Annotated in this window: 19 protein-coding genes and 1 pseudogene; 14 read left to right on the forward strand and 6 right to left on the reverse strand. The window is 45.3% G+C overall.

Annotation, left to right across the window (positions count from 1 at the left end; all coding sequences use genetic code 11):
* The first annotated feature begins 5 nt into the window (after positions 1 to 5).
* The 4 genes and pseudogenes from RMO79_RS22265 (at position 6) to RMO79_RS22280 (ending at position 2145) form a co-directional block, all read left to right on the forward strand.
* A complete protein-coding gene (locus RMO79_RS22265; protein WP_310485476.1) occupies positions 6 to 395 on the forward strand; it encodes a fatty acid desaturase in 390 nt (129 codons plus the stop codon).
* Positions 377 to 814 (forward strand): annotated as a pseudogene (locus RMO79_RS22270) (GMC family oxidoreductase); the annotation flags it as partial. The gene RMO79_RS22265 and the pseudogene RMO79_RS22270, both read left to right, overlap by 19 nt.
* Positions 815 to 827: 13 nt before the next feature.
* Entirely contained in the window at positions 828 to 1571 is a 744-nt protein-coding gene (locus tag RMO79_RS22275) for a glucose 1-dehydrogenase (RefSeq protein WP_310485456.1), read from the forward strand.
* 217 nt (positions 1572 to 1788) lie between these two features.
* On the forward strand, positions 1789 to 2145 hold the full coding sequence (locus tag RMO79_RS22280; RefSeq protein ID WP_295614166.1) for a hypothetical protein: 357 nt from the start codon (positions 1789 to 1791) through the stop codon (positions 2143 to 2145).
* Between the two features lie 230 nt (positions 2146 to 2375).
* On the opposite strand, the gene RMO79_RS22285 is transcribed toward RMO79_RS22280, so the two are convergent.
* Entirely contained in the window at positions 2376 to 3020 is a 645-nt protein-coding gene (locus RMO79_RS22285) for a MarC family protein (protein WP_310485459.1), read from the reverse strand.
* An 80-nt stretch (positions 3021 to 3100) separates the two neighbouring features.
* Positions 3101 to 4318 (reverse strand): acetate kinase, encoded by a 1218-nt coding sequence (locus RMO79_RS22290; RefSeq protein ID WP_310485461.1) that lies wholly within the window; start codon positions 4316 to 4318, stop codon positions 3101 to 3103.
* A gap of 123 nt (positions 4319 to 4441) precedes the next feature.
* On the opposite strand from RMO79_RS22290, the gene RMO79_RS22295 reads away from it, so the two are divergent.
* Positions 4442 to 5044 (forward strand): MBL fold metallo-hydrolase, encoded by a 603-nt coding sequence (locus RMO79_RS22295; RefSeq protein ID WP_310485462.1) that lies wholly within the window; start codon positions 4442 to 4444, stop codon positions 5042 to 5044.
* Positions 5045 to 5129: 85 nt separating this feature from the next.
* Positions 5130 to 6062: a hypothetical protein gene (locus tag RMO79_RS22300; protein WP_310485463.1), complete on the forward strand. Its 933-nt coding sequence runs from the start codon at positions 5130 to 5132 to the stop codon at positions 6060 to 6062.
* 129 nt (positions 6063 to 6191) lie between these two features.
* Here RMO79_RS22300 and brxD read toward each other — a convergent pair whose 3' ends face one another.
* Positions 6192 to 7511 (reverse strand): BREX system ATP-binding protein BrxD, encoded by a 1320-nt coding sequence (brxD, locus tag RMO79_RS22305; RefSeq protein ID WP_310485464.1) that lies wholly within the window; start codon positions 7509 to 7511, stop codon positions 6192 to 6194.
* A gap of 162 nt (positions 7512 to 7673) precedes the next feature.
* Between brxD and RMO79_RS22310 the strand changes: the two genes are divergently transcribed.
* A complete protein-coding gene (locus RMO79_RS22310; RefSeq protein WP_310485465.1) occupies positions 7674 to 8309 on the forward strand; it encodes a hypothetical protein in 636 nt (211 codons plus the stop codon).
* 82 nt (positions 8310 to 8391) lie between these two features.
* Here the strand turns inward: RMO79_RS22310 and RMO79_RS22315 are convergent, their stop codons facing one another.
* Positions 8392 to 8997 carry a TetR/AcrR family transcriptional regulator gene (locus RMO79_RS22315; protein WP_310485466.1) on the reverse strand — a complete coding sequence of 202 codons (606 nt, stop codon included), beginning with the start codon at positions 8995 to 8997 and terminating at the stop codon, positions 8392 to 8394.
* Positions 8998 to 9054: 57 nt separating this feature from the next.
* Here RMO79_RS22315 and RMO79_RS22320 point away from each other — a divergent pair, with 57 nt between their 5' ends.
* From RMO79_RS22320 to RMO79_RS22330, 3 genes are all read left to right on the forward strand, one after another.
* Entirely contained in the window at positions 9055 to 9480 is a 426-nt protein-coding gene (locus tag RMO79_RS22320) for an ester cyclase (RefSeq protein ID WP_310485467.1), read from the forward strand.
* A gap of 122 nt (positions 9481 to 9602) precedes the next feature.
* On the forward strand, positions 9603 to 10058 hold the full coding sequence (locus tag RMO79_RS22325; RefSeq protein ID WP_310485468.1) for an LIC_13387 family protein: 456 nt from the start codon (positions 9603 to 9605) through the stop codon (positions 10056 to 10058).
* Positions 10059 to 10234: 176 nt separating this feature from the next.
* Positions 10235 to 11434, forward strand: a complete 1200-nt coding sequence (locus RMO79_RS22330) for an FAD-dependent monooxygenase (RefSeq protein ID WP_310485469.1) — start codon at positions 10235 to 10237, stop codon at positions 11432 to 11434.
* A gap of 23 nt (positions 11435 to 11457) precedes the next feature.
* Here the strand turns inward: RMO79_RS22330 and RMO79_RS22335 are convergent, their stop codons facing one another.
* The gene (locus tag RMO79_RS22335; protein WP_310485470.1) at positions 11458 to 12363 is read right to left on the reverse strand and encodes a LysR family transcriptional regulator; all 906 of its coding nucleotides are present in this window, start codon (positions 12361 to 12363) and stop codon (positions 11458 to 11460) included.
* Between the two features lie 99 nt (positions 12364 to 12462).
* Between RMO79_RS22335 and RMO79_RS22340 the strand changes: the two genes are divergently transcribed.
* The 3 genes from RMO79_RS22340 (at position 12463) to RMO79_RS22350 (ending at position 15093) form a co-directional block, all read left to right on the forward strand.
* The gene (locus RMO79_RS22340; protein WP_310485471.1) at positions 12463 to 13173 is read left to right on the forward strand and encodes a type 1 glutamine amidotransferase domain-containing protein; all 711 of its coding nucleotides are present in this window, start codon (positions 12463 to 12465) and stop codon (positions 13171 to 13173) included.
* A gap of 142 nt (positions 13174 to 13315) precedes the next feature.
* A complete protein-coding gene (locus tag RMO79_RS22345) occupies positions 13316 to 13954 on the forward strand; it encodes an NADPH-dependent F420 reductase (protein WP_310485472.1) in 639 nt (212 codons plus the stop codon).
* Positions 13955 to 13995: 41 nt separating this feature from the next.
* Positions 13996 to 15093 carry a DUF4419 domain-containing protein gene (locus RMO79_RS22350; protein ID WP_310485473.1) on the forward strand — a complete coding sequence of 366 codons (1098 nt, stop codon included), beginning with the start codon at positions 13996 to 13998 and terminating at the stop codon, positions 15091 to 15093.
* A gap of 120 nt (positions 15094 to 15213) precedes the next feature.
* On the opposite strand, the gene RMO79_RS22355 is transcribed toward RMO79_RS22350, so the two are convergent.
* Positions 15214 to 15795 (reverse strand): Uma2 family endonuclease, encoded by a 582-nt coding sequence (locus RMO79_RS22355; RefSeq protein ID WP_310485474.1) that lies wholly within the window; start codon positions 15793 to 15795, stop codon positions 15214 to 15216.
* Positions 15796 to 16009: 214 nt separating this feature from the next.
* Here RMO79_RS22355 and der point away from each other — a divergent pair, with 214 nt between their 5' ends.
* Positions 16010 to 17377, forward strand: coding sequence for a ribosome biogenesis GTPase Der (gene der, locus RMO79_RS22360; protein WP_310485475.1), 1368 nt, complete (start codon positions 16010 to 16012; stop codon positions 17375 to 17377).
* Positions 17378 to 17716 lie beyond the last annotated feature (339 nt).

Below are 17716 nucleotides of genomic sequence, written 5' to 3' on the forward strand. Positions count from 1 at the left end.
AATTCATGAAAGGATATTTAGATAATAAGCAAAGAATAGTTCTATTTTTTGGGATAGGGGTCATATTTCACGGCCTTCATCTGATATTTCATGTCTCTGTTGCCAACCTATTTGTGTTTTGGATACTGCCGATTGTCCTTAGCTCAATGCAGCTATTTTTCTTTGGAACTTATTTACCGCACCGATCGGGCAGTTTTGAAAACCCCCATCACGCTATCAGCAGCAACTATCCTCTGGTTTTGTCATTCCTAACCTGCTACCACTTTGGCTATCACTGGGAGCATCATGAGTACCCTGGTGTGCCCTGGTACGGTCTACCATCCATGCGCCGTTGGCGTAGCCTCTCCCCTGGAGAATCGCCATTGGTAAATTGCCATCAGTTGACTGGTGGTTGACGGGTGAAGATTTACCCGATGCCAACAATCGAGTCAGTCTAAAGGGGGATAAAATTTCTCTGGAATACACCGACAATAATAGTGAGTCGTTCGATCGGTTAGTCGATCGCTGGATTGATGTTTTGAAATCGATTGATGAAGCTAATGCTCGCTATTACCGCAGTAAATTTCCTTTGCGGTGGGTGGCGCGTCAGTGCGGTACTTGTCGATTTGGTACCAATGCCAAAACGTCTGTTTTAGACATCAATTGTCGCGCTCATGAGATTGACAATTTGTATGTTGTCGATGGTAGTTTTTTTCCTTCAAATATTGGCTCGAACCCAACACTGACGATCGTCGCTAATGCCTTGCGAGTTGGCGATATTTTACTCGAACGGCTGACAAGCCCCAGCGAGAAACCACTACAGTTAACATTATAGGAAAATCTTCAATATGGCAGATTTAATGGGAAAAGTCGCGATTGTTACAGGTGGATCGCGCGGCATTGGGCGCGGGATTGCCGAGCGATTGGGACGAGATGGCGCGTACGTTGTAGTCAACTATTCAGATAGCGAACAAGCCGCGAATGAAGCTGTAGACGCGATTTGCGATGCGGGCGGTAAGAGTGTCTCCATTCAGGGAGATTTGAGCAAAATAGCCGACATTCATACTTTATTTGCTAAGACGATCGACTATTTCGGTAAGCTGGATATTTTGGTCAACAATGCGGGGATTTCTGGGGAAACTGGCTCGATCGAAAAAGCCACAGTAGAAGACTACGATCGGGTATTTAACCTGAATGTGCGTGGGGTGTTATTCTCATTACAAGAAGCCGCCAAACACATCGGCAATGGTGGCCGCATCGTGAATATTTCCTCCTCATCAACCTTGTATCCTAATGCCAGAACGGCGGTTTATGCAGCCAGTAAAGCAGCAGTGACGCTACTTACCCAAGTGATGGCACAAGAAGTAGGCAATCGCGATATTACAGTTAATACCGTTACACCTGGGCCGACTGTACCTGGCATGTTCGATCGCTTATCGCCAGAATACCAGCAGCAAGCCGCCGCCAGTTCGCCCTTCAATCGCCTGGGAACGCCCCAAGATATTGCCGACGTTGTGGCATTTTTGGTAAGTGAAGAGGCGCGGTGGATTACAGGTGAAGAAATTTGTGTTAATGGCGGCGCAAAGATCTAATTAAATCCACGATCGCTAGCCCAGCAAATCAACCCTAAAATTCGATCGATTCGGATTTGAAGACCTAGATTTTCACCCAATTCGGCTAGTGGATCGCTTGAAAAAAGCAACTGTAAACCACTACTAAAGTAGCGTGAAAACCGCTTTCTATATATCTTACAAGCTATCTTGCTCGGCTGTATAATAGATGTATAGAGATAGAAAAGGACAAGACTTAGTGAAGATTCAACCCTCCGTACTGGTTCACCTGGGATTTGGTAAATACGTGCGATCGGATAATGTGGTTGCATTGATTCCCTTGGAGCAAGAACGCGGCCCCGGACGGCGGACGATCGTCTATCTGCAAGGGCAAGACGAGCCGCTGACAGTCTCAAGATCGGAAGATACGATCGTTCGCGACTTGGTACAAGAACCGCATGAAGTCACCCAATCTCGCCAGCAACAAGAAATCTTGCGCGATTTACTCCAAAACTTAGGCGGTGTCAATGCCACAGTCCGCCGCATCAGCCGCGATGAAGGCGGACTCGACCTCGATCGATTAGAAGATCGGATTATGAAGGTACTAGAAGATTAGCACCACTCAGTCGCTGGTAATGTGTCGATCGAATATCTACTAGAAATCTCACTCCTAGATCTACCCTGTATATACAAGTCAGTTAGACTTCGTTTTGAGATCCGAATCCCCCAACCCCCTTGAAAAGGGGGCTTTAAAGTCCCCCTTTTCAAGGGGGATTAGGGGGATTCTCATCGATTTCGCTTCGAGCTAGAGATGTGTATACGCAGTAGCAGATCGGGAGTGGTAGTTCACCGAAATAACGTGGGCGCAGCCGAATGTAATAACGACAACACCCCATCCGCAATTAACTGTACCGCGATCGCCAAAATAAAGAAGCCTAACACTCGATTCAGCGCACCCAGACCATTTTGACCCAAGATCGATAGCAAAGATTCTCCCAGCACCAGACAGGCATAGAGCAAACAACCGAATAAGACAATCCCGATCGAACATCCCAGATAATCGCTCCATTGCGTCATCCTCGTCGATAATCCAATAATCACACCAATCGATCCTGGGCCTGCAACCAATGGAATTGCCATCGGTGTAAACGAAATATCCTCCTGCTCCGTTCCCGCTTTTTGTTCGGATGCCATCAGGCGCGGTTTGCTGGTAACCATTTCCCACGCGGCATGACTCACTAGTAAGCCGCCAGCAATCCGCAATACATCTAGCGAGATCCCAAAAAATTGGAGAATAGACCGACCGCCAGCCAGAAACACTGCCAGAATCAAAATTACGTTCACAGCCGTGCGTTGAGCTTGTTTGCGGCGATCTCTGCGGCTATCTGTCGCACTCAAACTATAAAATATCGGCACTGCACCAATCGGATTGGCAATTGGAAATAAAGCCGCCAAAGTCCCGATCGCATAGTTCAGAATGCTTGATGTCATAGGATTTTGGATTTTGGATTACTCACATCTTGTACCAAAAATGCACTTTTCGCTATCCACTATTCACTATTCACTAGTAACTAATGTCGATCGTGTAAATATGCCCAACAAGCCCGCGCGATTTCCCACTCTTCTTGAGTATGAATTGCCAGTAATCTTCCCGCAGATTGAGGAGTCGCCACATCTCGATCTGGTGGCATAGGTAACTCATTGAGATCGGGGTCTATTTCTACTCCCAGAAACGCCAATTTCGACGCTACAGCCGCTCTAATACCAGGATTATGTTCCCCCACACCCCCAGTAAAAATCAGTGCGTCCACGCCACCCAGAGCGGGTAACAATGAACCAATTTTAGATGCTAATCGATCGATATACATATCTAAAGCCAATTTCGCCCGATCGTTGCCTGAAGCGATCGCCCGATCTATGTCCCGCAGGTCATTTGACACCCCAGACACACCCAATAAACCCGACTCAAAATTCAAGATCCGATCGAGTTCTATCACCGTATATTCCCGTTCCCGCAACAGATGAAGAATTATCCCCGGATCGATCGATCCGCACCGCGTTCCCATCATCAAACCATCAAGCGGTGTAAACCCCATCGTCGTATCGATACACCGTCCAGATTTAACCGCTGCCAGCGAACAACCATTCCCCAAATGACAACTAATTATTCGCAAATCACCCACATCTCGCCCTAATAATGCTGCCGCCCGTTGGGTGCAATATTGATGACTGATACCGTGAAAACCATACTTTCTAATCCCTCGCTCCAACCACTCATACGGCACGGGATAAGTATACGCCACCGCTGATAAATCTCGAAAAAAAGCCGTATCGAATACAGCAATTTGAGGCGTATCTTTAGAGATCGATGATATAGCTTCGATCCCGATTAAATTAGCCGGATTGTGGAGCGGCGCATAAATAGATAACCTGTCGATCTCAGCTTTGACTGAATCATCAATTAATGTCGGTTGACGATATTTATCGCCACCATGTACCACCCGATTGCCAACGATATCGATCGCGTGAATATCCTCAATAACCTGAGTTTTGCCACTCCAGAGCCAATTTAATAGATCGTGAATATCTTGTTGTCGAGCGGTTTGCGATCGTTCCTCCTCCATCGACTCATCCGCAGTTTTAGCTGTTAATGTCGCCGCTCCAGCCGAATTCCAGCTAATTTTCCCCGTCCACAATGGCACGATCGGATCGTTGGGTTCCGCTTCAGTCAATCGATACAAGCTCGATTTAAAACTACTCGAACCAGCATTCAACACTAAGATATTCATACGATCTTAATAAATATATTTAGTAGCTGTAAAGAACTGTCTCAGTCCCGAACTGCGATCGCAATCGATCGCTAATATTTTAGGAAACTAGATCCGATCTGTTTGCTTTATTTTAGCCTCCTCATGAAATTATTACACCGTCCCGATCTCTACTGTTGGTCTGAATTTAATAGCGAACGCAATATTGATTTTCATAGCATCGCGTGGATTCGCCCAGCCGGAAACGTGCTCGTCGATCCCCTGCCACTGTCCGCACACGATCGATCTCATTTACAATCTTTAGGCGGTGCCCAGTGGGTTATTATCACCAATTCCGACCACATTCGTGCCAGTCAGGAAATTGCCACCGAGATGGGTGCTCAGATCTTAGCACCCCAAGGCGAACGAGCATCTTTTCCCATTCCCGTCGATCGATGGTTGACCGATCGCGATAAAATCTTCCCAGGGCTAGATGCCATCGCCCTCGATGGTTCTAAAACTCCAGGCGAATTGGCTCTAGTCTTAGAAGAAACTACACTAATTACTGGCGATCTCGTCAGAGCGCATCAAGCTGGTACCTTAATGTTATTACCAGATGCCAAGTTATCAGATCGCAAGCGAGCATTAGCTTCCGTGCGGCGATTGGCTCAGTTAAGTGCCATCTCTACCGTCCTCGTCGGCGATGGTTGGCAGGTTTTTGGCGACGGACATTTACGACTGCAAGAATTAATAGCTCGATCGATCTAATCTTCTCATAGCTGGCGATTTGGCTGTAGTGGATCGGGCAAATTTTTCAAAATACCATCTCAAGCAATTCTTGAAATCTTCTCCTATGACTATCAAATATTTAGATGCAGCTCGCCAAGGTAAAAATCAATGGTGGCGATATATATCGATCCTTACGGTAGTTCCTTTTGTTCCAGTCTGTTGTGTCTCGATCGGTTTGACGATCTGGTTACATTTTTTTGTAAATGTAAGTTTTTCTGACCTTCAAAACAAAGTATTGGTTAGTAAAATTATCCGAACTATGCCTCCTGGGGGAATTTATCTTCTGACTATATCTTTGACATCTTCTATATGTGCTTGTATTCTATTAGGTATCCAAAAAATTCATCAACGTGATTTTCTTGCTACGATTTGTCCAAATCATAAATTTAACGTCGATCGTTATACTAAGGCATTTATTGTCTGGTTTTTAATATCTTTATTATTTAGAATACTTCAATTAAAGCTCGATCCTCAAGCTTTCCAAGATTTTAAACTAGTCTTCAAGCCAATCGATTGGTCGATCTATCTGGTTCCGGCAATTATTAATGCTATTAGCATTGCTTTTTGTACGGAAGTTATCAGGGGGTATGTACTCCAAGGTTTAGGAACGATCGTTCGCCACAAGTATTTACTAATATTTACAAGTAGTTTGTTGTCATCATCATTTGTGTTGCTAATTGCAAACAAAGCCCAGTGTTCTCAGCTTCAGTGTTTGGTTTTTAATTTAATACTTGGCATTGGACTGGCAACGGCTATTCTCTTTGAGAATAGTTTAGAATTAGTGCTAGGCATCCAAACTGCGGCAAATCTAGTACCAATCTTTTTAACTTATCAATATTCTGAAACTCTACCATCATCTTTACCAACTATATTCTCTGCCACTCTCAACTCACAGCTTATTTCATCAATAGAAAGTACCGCAATAGTAGTATTATCAATCAAGCTTGCAATATTCTATGCTATTTTATTGAGAAAAACTCCAACTATTAATGTATAGATAGTTTTCTCAGATATGATGTCCCGATCGATACACAGCCAGCCCTAATATCCCCGATCGCACTTGAGATCGATAAACAAGTATGAGCGACGTATCCACCTGTCAGAAAATTAGGAACAGATGATATTGCTAAAATGTCACAGCATATTGTTCTGCATCGCTAGATTCTGGTTCAAAATAGGGTAAACCATCGCGAATTCTAATTTCCTCCGCGCTGAGTTCGACGAGATCGTAACCGCCATCTGTCATCGGATCGAAATCTGGTTCCGTTGCAGCTAAATCTAAAATATTTACCAATTGACGTAAGAATTGACGCGGTACTATCCCCACATCGCCGCCAAAACCTTGAGTAACTTTGGCTACTAATAAATCGATAAATTCGGGCGTGACTTTTTTAGTTAATTGTTTCCGTTGTTCAGTCGGATATAGTTCTCGCAATTTGAGCGCGACATCTTTCAATCGTTCCGCATCGAATGGGGTAAGTACTAGTTGCGGTTGGCGGGGATTGGCAAAATTACCTGTTTTAATTAACTTCAACCTGTCGTGTAAGGGCGATAAACCAGCGACTCCCCGATTTGTATCAAAAAATTCGGGAGTACCAGTAAAGATCCAGAATAACCCCGGATAGCGATCGGCTGCATCGCAAATTTGCCTAATGCCATTCAAAGATTTGGCGCGAATATCGGTTTTCATCCGCAACATGGTTTCGGCTTCGTCGATGACGATTACCAGCCCTTTATAGCCTGATGCTTTAGTAATGGCTAAAATGCCCTGAAGGTAATCCATCGCTTCCTTAGAGCCAATATCTCCCTTAATCCCAGCGATCCGCTTCGAGGATGCCGCGACATTTTCACTACCCGATAGCCAGGAAAGCAGCGCGCTAGCTTCGGGGAATTTATTCTGCTGTTTGAGGGCAAAAATCGATCGCAATACCCGCGTCATATCTTCAGGTGCTTTACCACCCGTCAGCGAGCCAAGATCTGCTTCAATCCGCTGCTGTACCTGAGTATCGAAATCTTCGGCTTCAGGATTTGCACCACCATCGATCGCGGCATCTTCCATTCTGGCAATCCATCGATCGATTATAAATCCCAACGCCCCCCGATCGCATCGATCGGTTGCCAATTCTTGCACGACTTTCCGATAGACATCATCAAACCGATGGAAGTGCAAATCGTTATCCGATACCACCACAAAACTCGTTGCAAATCCCTGAGCCTGAGCGTCGAGCAGTGCCAAGCGTGCCATAAAGGTTTTACCACACCCATAGCCACCCCGCAGGAATTTAAATACGCCTTCATTATTCCCGGCTAAGTCTAATTGTCGCTTTATCTCACCTCTAGATCGATCGATCCCAACGGCAAATGCTTCTAATCCCCGCTCTGGCACTACACCCGATCGCAATCTTTCAAATATATGTTCGATATCTCGCTGGCTTATATTATTCATCGGGGTTATCGATCGTCAATTTGGAGCGTGTGAAGATTATAGATCGATACTTGCACGTAGCATCCCCGCTGAAGAGTCATCACCAGTTATTGAAAGGATTATAATAAATTTGTACTTACATACCTAGCTGGCTGGTGGATATCGTTTATCCGATCTGAATCTATGTTCTTTACCTTAGCTTATCAAGCAATTCCCCCTGGAAGCAGTTTTTACGATCGTCTTCAGCACGATCCAGCCTTTAGAGTCTTATCTAGCCATCTTCTAGGCTCTGGTAGCATTTTTCACATGTTTCAGTACGATCCTGTGGAATTTAATAAATACATAGGAACTGAATACATGAAATATGCGATTGAACTTTATCCTGATGTATTTTGTGGAACCGAGCTAGAAACATCTCTCACGATCGCAGATTTTTGCGAAGTATTACAAATTACCTGTCGAGATTATCCAGAGATTGTGGATACTGTAGGCTCATTAGAAGACTCATTTAGTGAAGTTCATGACAAGCTAATAGAAGAACTACTAAAACGAAATTTTGAAGATGCTGATGCGATCGTGAGCCGTCTCGCGTATGGAAATGTTATGCTTGGGGCAGATCTAAATAGAATCGAGCTGATAACCCGTGAATCAGTGAAAAAAGGAGCTAGTATCTTGCGACAGATCGAGCCAGAAATGTTATTTGACAAAGGAGGTGATGAAGAGGAAAAATGGTATTTAGAGAGCTTCAGAAACTGGAAAAAATTCTACCTAGATGTTGACGATCTAGGTGCTGAGATCGTCATGGGTTGTTATGGCTAAAGTGTCTTGCGATGAAGCCCCTGCTAAATAGAATTGAGATCTGTAGGTTGGCTTAAAGAATGAAACCCAACTACCCTTGTCGTTAAAGCAACGATCTGTTAATGCCATCAGGCATCTCTACATGTTCAGTCAGAATTTTGTGAACTAGATGAATTTCACTCAGGCGTTTGGCTGGGTTACTCGGCACTGCGATGATAAACCAACCCAGCCTGACGGAGTAAGCAACCTGAGCGCGGATTTCGGCATCTGTCGGCGAGAACCCAATTTGTAAGAATAAACTCTCCAAATATGCTAGTCGTTGTCGATCGACTCGCTCGATCGCGGCTGCTGCTCTGACATCATGAATCGCCCAAATCCGCATCGCTTTTTCCAAGCGATCGTCATCTCGCGCTGCAATTTCAAATAACTGCAACAGCCTGTGGCTCGGTTCGCCGCCTGTTGCTTCAACTGTTTGCACGATCTCTTCGGTATTAGCCGCCTGCCATTCTTGCACGATCGCCGCCAACAGATCGTCGAGATTCTTAAAATGCCAGTAAAAACTACCGCGCGTAATCTTGAGCGATTTGGCGATCGCATCTACTTTTACCGTCTCGATCCCTTTGCTCATAAAGGTTTCCAGTGCCGCATTCACCCAATCTTGTCGCCCTAATTTGGGATTTATCACTTCCATACAGTTATGTATTGACATCTGACAAAATTATAGCTAATCTAGCAAGCATACATTAGTGTATAGATTGAAAAAGAGATGAATATTGAAGATAATAAAGCGATCGCACTTCAGTTTGCACGAGAAGGATGGGGCACGAATCCCGCTTGGCAAAAGACTTGGGATGAGTTGATGAGTGTTGATGTCATCCACCATTTCAATAGCTCACCACAGCCGATCGTTGGCTTGGAAGCAAATAAAGTATTTAATGCCAGCCTCTTTCAAGGATTTCCAGATATTCATCACTCGATTGAAGATACGATCTCCGAAGGTGACAGAGTGGTGTACAGAACTACGCTCGTAGGAACTCATACAGGCACATTTCTCGGAATTCCACCCACGGGAAAATCCGCTAAAATAAACGATTTTACCTTGCTCCGAATTGCTAACGGCAAGATTATCGAGTGGTGGTATGAGTGTAATTTATTGGCTTTAATGCAGCAATTGGGGCTAATGCCAGCCTAAATTAAACAGTTGACAGCGAAGTTTTTATGACGGGGATTTGAACCTCTGCTCTTCGTTAATGTAGTTGACACCCAGCTAAACTTCGATGTTGAAATTGTCCAAAAAAATTGACTCGAAAAACTATGCATCTAGATATTATTGCAAGATACTTGGTAATTGTAGGTGCAGCTATTTTTCTGATTTTGGGAATTTTACATGGCATACTGACATTGCAAGATCTCAGCGAACCGCGCACTTTTACACCGCCAGATAAAGTACTGCGTCAGGCAATGCAAGAGTCGAGCATTGCCATTCATCCCCACACTAACTTGTGGCAAGCATGGCTGGGATTCAATCTCAGTCATAGTTTAGGCTTGGTGATGTTTGGCGGGACTTTTTTAGCAATCGGCTTATTCTATTTTCAGGTATTAGATCGTAGTTATTGGCTTCAATGTTGTGCGATATTTATTGCGACTACTTATCTGGTTATGTCACTTAAATTCTGGTTTTATAAACCAGCAATTGCTTCTAGTATCGCGCTTACCTGCTTTGTGTTAGCTTCAGGATTGTTGTTACTTAAATTAGGGGATAGGGAATAGTGAATAGTGAATAGTGTTTGAATCTTCCCAGTCCCCCAGTCTCCTAGTCTCCCCGTCCCCCCGTCCCCCTTAATTTTGCATACCTCGTTGGCGAAGCCTCTCTGCAAGAGAATCGAGCAACGCCTTAATATGGATAGATAGCAGCATTTAATTCTCGATCGAGCGAATCTCCAACCATGACACATATTGTAATTATCGGTGCGGGGCCGACAGGTTTAACGCTGGCAATGTTGCTAGCGCAACGCGGGATCGCCGTCACTGCGATCGAAGCTTCGACCAATTTTCGGCGGATCTTTCGGGGTGAAGCTCTGATGCCTAGCGGTTTAGCGGCGATTGACGCAATGGGGCTGACGGATTTAGTTGCCCAGATTCCGCACCGCGCCCTCGATGCGTGGGAATTTTATATCGAAAATCGATCGATCTTTCGGGTGGAAGAGCCGATGACGCGGGGGGGTAAACCTTGCACGCTAATTTCTCAACCTGCTTTTTTAGCAGGCGTGCTCGATCGCGCACAGCAGTGTGCTAAATTCGAGCTGATTCAGGGTACTAACGTCCGAGATTTAGTCTGGAACGGCGATCGGGTGGCGGGGGTCACACTCAGCGATGGACGGGAAATCGCCGCCGATTTGGTTATCGGTGCCGACGGGCGCAATTCGATCGTTCGAGAGCAGGCAAATTTAACCCTCGATCGAGCGACTCAGAACTTCGATATTCTCTGGTTTAAGTTGCCCAGTAGCCCCGAATTTGCCGCAGAGAATGTCTTTTACTCGATTGTGCGCGGTGGGGATGCTTTTGGGGTTTTTCAAGGGGCTGAGGGCAATCTTCAGGTGGGCTGGTCATTACATCAGGACGATCGAATCGATTGGCAGCAGGTCGATTGGGCGGAAAAACTAGCCGCAACAGCTCCCGATTGGTTGGCGGCGCATTTGCGATCGCAGCAAGCCGCAATCGAACGTCCGCTGCTATTATCGATCGTCGTCGGTCGGTGCGTGCAGTGGCAACAGCCGGGAGTATTGGTTTTGGGCGATGCCGCCCATCCAATGTCGCCGATTCGCGCCCAGGGGATTAATATGGCATTGAGAGATGCAGTGGTGGCGGCAAATCATCTGGTACCAGTCTGCCAAGGCAATCTCGATCTCGCGGCGATCGATCGCGTATTACCGCAAATTCAAGCCGAGCGAGAACCCGAAATAATTCGCATCCAAAAGTTACAACAGCAAGAAGTCAACCAAGCCGAACTATTACGAAATTATCCCCTCATCAGGCACGCTGTTAGCCGCCTCGCACCCATTATCGGTAGCCGCATTCGTCATTCCTGGCTCGATCGACAACTCCAATTACGAGATGGCTCGATGCCCGTGCAGTTGCGGGTTTAAAGGCATAGAACGCAGGGTAAATTTCAAACAGTTGTCGCGATGTCGGTAATGATGCCTCTGAGCCAAGCATTGGAAAGGCGATCGTGCATACTTTGATGCCAACGCATAAACACCGAAAAACCCGTCAGCGGGAGCGGACAGGGTAAGATTTTTAAGTTGAGGATTGGCGCAAACTCCCGCGCAACTCGTTCTACCAATGTCGCAATCAGATTCGTTCGTGCCAAAATAGATGGGACGACCAAAAAGTGTGGAGTCGATACTAAAACATTGCGGGTAAGATTTTGTTTGGCTAATTGTAAATCTACCCGCCCGACCATATCTTCTTGTAATGACACTAATAAATGATCTGCGTTGACATATTCATCGAGCGAAATAGTATCGCCGATCGATGGATGTTCGCGACGGCACACACATACGAACCGTTCTCGAAATAGTAACTGTCGATCGTGCCAAGCAACTTTGTGGGGAAATAATCCACAAACTAAATCGATTTCGCCGCTGTCTAATAGTGCGAGCTGTCGATCGCGATTGCCCGATCTCACTTGAATTTTGACATGGGGTGCGATGGTTGCTAATCGTGCTAATAACGGGGGTAACAGGACAAATTCAACATAATCGCTCATCCCAATATTAAAGACTCGCTCGCTAGTGGGCGGATCGAACAATGGTGCTGGAGCTAAAGCCGTTTGAATTTGGCTCAAAGCGGGTTGAATCTGTTGCGCTAGTTCGATCGCCACTGGCGTAGGCTGCAATTTACCGCTACTTCTCACGAATAGTTCGTCCTTGGTTAAACTCCGCAGTCGCGCTAGCGCATTACTAGTCGCAGGTTGGCTCAATCCCAAGCGTTCGCCCGCTCGTGTGACTTGGCGTTCGGTCATCAGTGCATCGAAGACCACTAATAGGTTGAGATCGATTCCGGCAAGATTCATAAGATCGATAAAGTTTATACAAAATATCCATTGGACAAATGAATGATAATCGATTCATACTAACAAGGAAACTGAATTGTATTATCGACGAAGAATTTTATGAGTCGCCACATCTTACTAATTGTTGCCAATCCATCAGTTTCCACTACTTTAGGTGGCTCTGTTGGTTTCTGGGCATCAGAATTGATTCATCCTTATGCAGAATTTACCCAAGCTGGCTGTCAGGTAACGATCGCTAGCCCCAATGGGGGCAAAGTCGAATTCGATAGTTTGAGCGATCCTCGCGATGTTTCTGGCTATTCCAAGGATGATACGCTGTCGTTACAGTACATCGATCGACCTGAATTTATGCAATTGCTGGAAAATACGCCCGCGATCTCCAGTCTCGACATGGGTACTTTTAATGCGATCGTGGTGTGTGGCGGTCAATCGCCGATGTTTACCTTCCGTCAAAACCACACGCTCATCCAACTATTTTCGGACTTTTATGCAACGGGTAAACCCACTGCGGCGTTGTGTCACGGTACCTGCGTATTGATCGAAGCCAAACTAGCGAATGGATCTTATTTGATTCAAGGTAAAACCATCACTGGGTTTGCTAATAGTGAAGAAGATTATGCAGATCGAGTTGTCGGTCAAAAAGTGATGCCGTTTCGGATTGAAGATGAAGCGAAAAAATTAGGCGCAAATTTTGTCACCAAGGAAGCCTTTTCACCCCACGCCGTTCGGGATGGCAATTTGATTACGGGGCAACAACAAAATTCTGGTGCCGAAACAGCAAGACTGGTTTTGGCAGCATTAGCAAGTTAATTGGCGTTGGCAAAGCCTCTCTGCACAGGCAGACGCTGTGCAGAGAGGCAGGCTGTACCTACGGTAGGCTTCGCCAACGCCAACGCGAACGGAACGAGAATCGCCCCGATATAATTCTATTTTGGAAATATGAGGAGTTAAAATGATGAAAATTGCTTTTATCGGTGTGGGTAATGTCGGTGCGCCTTTGGCAAATCGATTGCAAAAACTGGGTCATCAAGTTACTATTGCCGCGCGAGATCCCCAATCACAAACAGTTTTATCAGCCCTCGCCCTCAATCCAGCTCTATTAATTCAGACCCCACTAGCAGCCATCGAAACAGCAGATGCCATCTTTTTGGCGACCCCCTTCGCGGCGATTGAATCAGCCCTTACTCCGCTCAAATTAGCCTTGAATGGCAAGGTATTAGTGGACTGCACAAATACAGTTGGTGCCAACCTAAGCCACGGTTTGCAAAGTAAAATCTCTGGGAGCGAGACAATTCAACAACTCGTGCTTGATGCTCGTGTTGTCAAAGCTTTCACCATTTACGGTTACGAAAACTTTGAAGATAACCACTATCCAGGCTATGGCGATCTCAAACCTGCGATGTTAATTGCGGGCAACGATCCGGTGGCTAAAGCAACGATCTCCGATTTGTGTCAACAACTTGGCTGGGAACCGATCGATACAGGCAATCTTGCCATGAGTTTGCATCTCGAACATATGGCTTTATTATGGATTAAAATGGCGGGAGCGCAGCGCAATGGCGGATTTGTCTGGGCGAGATTACAAAGATAAAATGTCATTTTTGGTATTTTAAACCGATCGGGAGCGGAATTATGGGTATTTTCGATCTGCTATCTGTAAAATCATCGATCGCGACTTGGCCGACTGTTTTTGACGTTTCAGATGTTAAAAAAGCAACTCGACCTTTGCGCGAAATTTCTTATCGTCGAGCTGTTGAGTTATTACTTACCGTGCCAGAGCAAAGCCGATCGCATCGCCAGCAACCCAAGATCGAAGCTTGTTCGCAATATCGGAGCAAATTAGTCGCATCGGTAAAATTCCATCCCTTTATTGCGGCACTGCACCAAGCTTTCAACGACCATCGCCCATTGTCATTATCGCCAGATATGATGTGGTTACTCATCGCTCAAGGATTGGCAAATTGGATTAATTCTCATGCCGAAGAACTGCGATCGCACTTTGTCAAACATCAAAACAAGGTAAAAATTGTAGTTGTCAATGACGAGCTGATTAAGGGAAAACAAACTAATGATTGGACTCAGGTATTTACCGAATTTTCAACTTCAATCCGTCAACATATTGGGAGTGTAAATCACGATCTTTTAGTGCCAACATTTTCAACAACTGGCGCGATCGAAAAAGCCGCCTCGGAAATAGTGCTGTTAGATGCAATGCAATCTTACTTTGAGTCGGAAGTCGATACTTTGTGTGGGATTCCGCAAATTCAATTAGAGGGCACTATTGCTGATTGGCAACAGCTCCTAGCACGAACCGAACAAATCGATCGATTTCAACTTGAGTGGTGGGTTGACGCACTCATACCAGTTTTAGAACAGTTTATTTTGACAGCACAGGGCAAGCCAAATCGAGATTTTTGGCGATCGATGTACAAATATAATGATGACAGCGGTGATGCGATCGTGACTGGGTGGATTACCCGATTTTTTCCATATTTAAATAACGAACGATCTGTACCTGTATCGATTCTGCAACAGCAGTTTTACCAAGATCGGGAAATTCAAATTAGTTCATTTCCTAGCGGATTGGCAAAAGCTCCCTTTGTCTGGAAATATCTTGAAACCAATTATCAAATGGAATTTCTAGGCGGATTTGTTGGAGTCAAACAAGATCGACAAAGTTTATTTCTCCGCCCTGAAATTGGGTGGGTAGTCAGAGAAGTTAAGACATAAGATCGATCGACTTTCCCACTGTAATCATTCTAATCAACATCACATGGCTAAAAATCTCCTCCGGCGAGGGAATTTTATTAGATGATATCGATCGATTAATATTGCTAGACAAATGTAAAATTATGATGTCAAATCATCAACTTCAAATTGCACTTGACGATATAGCTCGGAAATTGTAATTTCAATATTAATTGATTCTAGTAACAGACGATCTTCTAGATTGTATTCTGAGAGTACCCATTGACCTCGATCGTTGCGTCGAAATACTTCTACATGATACCTGTCGGCTTGTACCAATACATATTCTTGTAATGACGTAAATTGACGGTATCTGGCAAATTTTACCCCTCTATCTATTGCTTCAGTCGAAGGAGATAATACTTCGATAATTAGGCAGGGGAATTGGACGAATTGAGTATTATCATCTCGTTCGTCGCAAGTCACCACCACATCGGGATAAAAATACTTTTGACCTGGCTCTACTTGCACTTTGACATCGGCAATATAAACATCGCAAGAGCGGTTTAGAAGAGCATCATCTAATAATTTCGAGAAATTCAACGAAATGCGGTTGTGGTTGCGAGTGCCGCCGCTCATCGCGACGACTTCGCCATCCCAGTATTCATAACGTTGCTCTTGGGTGGGTTCCCAGGTGAGATATTCAGCGGCGGTCATTAATAAGCGATCGGATAAAGCAACCATAATGTCATCAAGAATTGGTAATTATTAAGCTTCACTCAAAGATAAATTATCGAAAGGTACTTAATACATCATTTTAGCAAAGCTTCCAGATCGTAACGTTTAATCTCGTTGGCGTAGCCTCCCTGAAAGGGAATCAGCAAATGTACTCGAACTAACCACAATTTCCACCCGATCGCGATAGACTATAATATTGCTCTCTTGTGTTCAGAATTTTATGTCGCTGCCGATCGTTGCTATTATAGGTCGTCCCAACGTGGGTAAATCCACACTCGTCAATCGTTTGGCGGGAGCGCGGGAATCGATCGTGCATGATGAGCCAGGAGTTACTCGCGATCGTACATATCGTCGGGCATTTTGGCAAGATCGTGAGTTTGTGGTTGTAGACACCGGAGGGCTGGTGTTTGATGATGAGACCGAATTCCTACCCTTGATTCGCGAACAGGCGATGATGGCTCTGTCGCAGGCAAGTACGGCAATCTTTGTCGTCGATGGACAGCAGGGAATTACGGGTGGTGATTTGGAAATTGCGACTTGGTTGCGCCTCCAAAAAATCCCGATTTTTGTCGCTGTTAATAAGTGCGAATCGGAAACAGTTGGTGCCATGCAGACTGCCGATTTTTGGGAATTGGGTCTAGGCGAACCTTATGCTGTATCCGGTATTCACGGGAGCGGTACGGGGGAATTGTTAGACGATCTGATTCTGACTTTACCCGTAATGGATGAAGTTGACGAGCCGGAAATTCGGATTGCGATTATCGGTCGTCCGAATGTGGGTAAATCGAGTTTGTTAAACGCTTTCTTGGGTGAAAATCGCTCGATCGTCAGTCCAATTTCGGGGACTACTCGCGATGCGATCGATACGGTAATTAACCGCAATGGTACTAATTATCGGTTGATCGATACGGCGGGAATTCGGCGGAAGAAAAACGTCGATTATGGGCCAGAATTTTTTGGGATCAATCGGGCTTTTAAAGCGATCGATCGATGCGATTTAGTGTTGCTGGTACTTAATGCTGTCGATGGCGTAACCGAGCAAGATCAAAAATTAGCTGGACGGATTGTTGAAGAAGGTCGGGCTTGTGTAATTGTAGTCAATAAATGGGATGCTGTAGAGAAGGATTCCTATACAATTTATGACTATCAAGAACAGTTAAATAGTCGGCTGAATTTTACCGAATGGGCGGAGAGTATCTTCGTGAGTGCCTTAACCGGACAACGTGTTGATAAAATCCTAGAAGTAGTAGATCGAGCTGTCGAACAGCACCGTCGCCGCGTTAGTACTGCAACGATCAACCAAGTGCTAGAAGAATCTACCACTTGGCATAATCCGCTAGTAACTCGTCAGGGTAAGCAGGGTAAAGTCTACTACGGTACCCAAGTCAGCAGTCAACCACCGACGATCGCCCTATTCGTCAACGACCCTTCGCGGTTTAATGATAACTACCGTCGTTATATCGAGAATCAATTCCGGAAGCAACTCGGCTTTTCTGGGACTCCGTTACGTCTGCTCTGGCGTGGGAAGAAGCAACGCGAAGGCGAGAAGATCGTCAACCGGGCAACGAGAGTTAAAGCAGCTAAGTAGTGGATAGGGGATAGGGAATCTACGGTGTATACACAAGTTATTTGAGTTGCTGCGTAGACCTTTACCTCACCCCAACCCTCCCCTCTATAAGGGGAGGGAGCAAAGCCTCCCATAAGGGCTACCGTGTATACACATCTCTAGTTAGAAGCGAAAACCCTAGAAGTCCCCCTTAAAAAGGGGGACTAAGAGTCCGGTTCCCCCCTTTTTAAGCTACCGTGAATACACATCTCTAGCTCGAAGCGAAATTGGTGGGAATCCCCCTTGGAAAGCAGGGCGGGTGCTTCGGCGATTAGGCGTTGGTTGTCTAGTTTAAAAGCTATTAATTTAGATAGTATAAAT

The sequence above is a fragment of the Chamaesiphon sp. VAR_48_metabat_403 genome (assembly GCF_031422475.1).
Lineage (GTDB): Bacteria > Cyanobacteriota > Cyanobacteriia > Cyanobacteriales > Chamaesiphonaceae > Chamaesiphon.

Bases quoted from the DNA above. Each gene is read 5' to 3' on its own strand.
- RMO79_RS22265 (WP_310485476.1), top strand. From the start codon at position 6: ATGAAAGGATATTTAGATAATAAGCAAAGAATAGTTCTATTTTTTGGG.
- RMO79_RS22275 (WP_310485456.1), top strand. From the start codon at position 828: ATGGCAGATTTAATGGGAAAAGTCGCGATTGTTACAGGTGGATCGCGC.
- RMO79_RS22285 (WP_310485459.1), bottom strand. From the start codon at position 3,020: ATGACATCAAGCATTCTGAACTATGCGATCGGGACTTTGGCGGCTTTA.
- RMO79_RS22290 (WP_310485461.1), bottom strand. From the start codon at position 4,318: ATGAATATCTTAGTGTTGAATGCTGGTTCGAGTAGTTTTAAATCGAGC.
- RMO79_RS22295 (WP_310485462.1), top strand. From the start codon at position 4,442: ATGAAATTATTACACCGTCCCGATCTCTACTGTTGGTCTGAATTTAAT.
- RMO79_RS22300 (WP_310485463.1), top strand. From the start codon at position 5,130: ATGACTATCAAATATTTAGATGCAGCTCGCCAAGGTAAAAATCAATGG.
- brxD (WP_310485464.1), bottom strand. From the start codon at position 7,511: ATGAATAATATAAGCCAGCGAGATATCGAACATATATTTGAAAGATTG.
- RMO79_RS22310 (WP_310485465.1), top strand. From the start codon at position 7,674: ATGTTCTTTACCTTAGCTTATCAAGCAATTCCCCCTGGAAGCAGTTTT.
- RMO79_RS22315 (WP_310485466.1), bottom strand. From the start codon at position 8,997: ATGTCAATACATAACTGTATGGAAGTGATAAATCCCAAATTAGGGCGA.
- RMO79_RS22320 (WP_310485467.1), top strand. From the start codon at position 9,055: ATGAATATTGAAGATAATAAAGCGATCGCACTTCAGTTTGCACGAGAA.
- RMO79_RS22325 (WP_310485468.1), top strand. From the start codon at position 9,603: ATGCATCTAGATATTATTGCAAGATACTTGGTAATTGTAGGTGCAGCT.
- RMO79_RS22330 (WP_310485469.1), top strand. From the start codon at position 10,235: ATGACACATATTGTAATTATCGGTGCGGGGCCGACAGGTTTAACGCTG.
- RMO79_RS22335 (WP_310485470.1), bottom strand. From the start codon at position 12,363: ATGAATCTTGCCGGAATCGATCTCAACCTATTAGTGGTCTTCGATGCA.
- RMO79_RS22340 (WP_310485471.1), top strand. From the start codon at position 12,463: ATGAGTCGCCACATCTTACTAATTGTTGCCAATCCATCAGTTTCCACT.
- RMO79_RS22345 (WP_310485472.1), top strand. From the start codon at position 13,316: ATGATGAAAATTGCTTTTATCGGTGTGGGTAATGTCGGTGCGCCTTTG.
- RMO79_RS22350 (WP_310485473.1), top strand. From the start codon at position 13,996: ATGGGTATTTTCGATCTGCTATCTGTAAAATCATCGATCGCGACTTGG.
- RMO79_RS22355 (WP_310485474.1), bottom strand. From the start codon at position 15,795: ATGGTTGCTTTATCCGATCGCTTATTAATGACCGCCGCTGAATATCTC.
- der (WP_310485475.1), top strand. From the start codon at position 16,010: ATGTCGCTGCCGATCGTTGCTATTATAGGTCGTCCCAACGTGGGTAAA.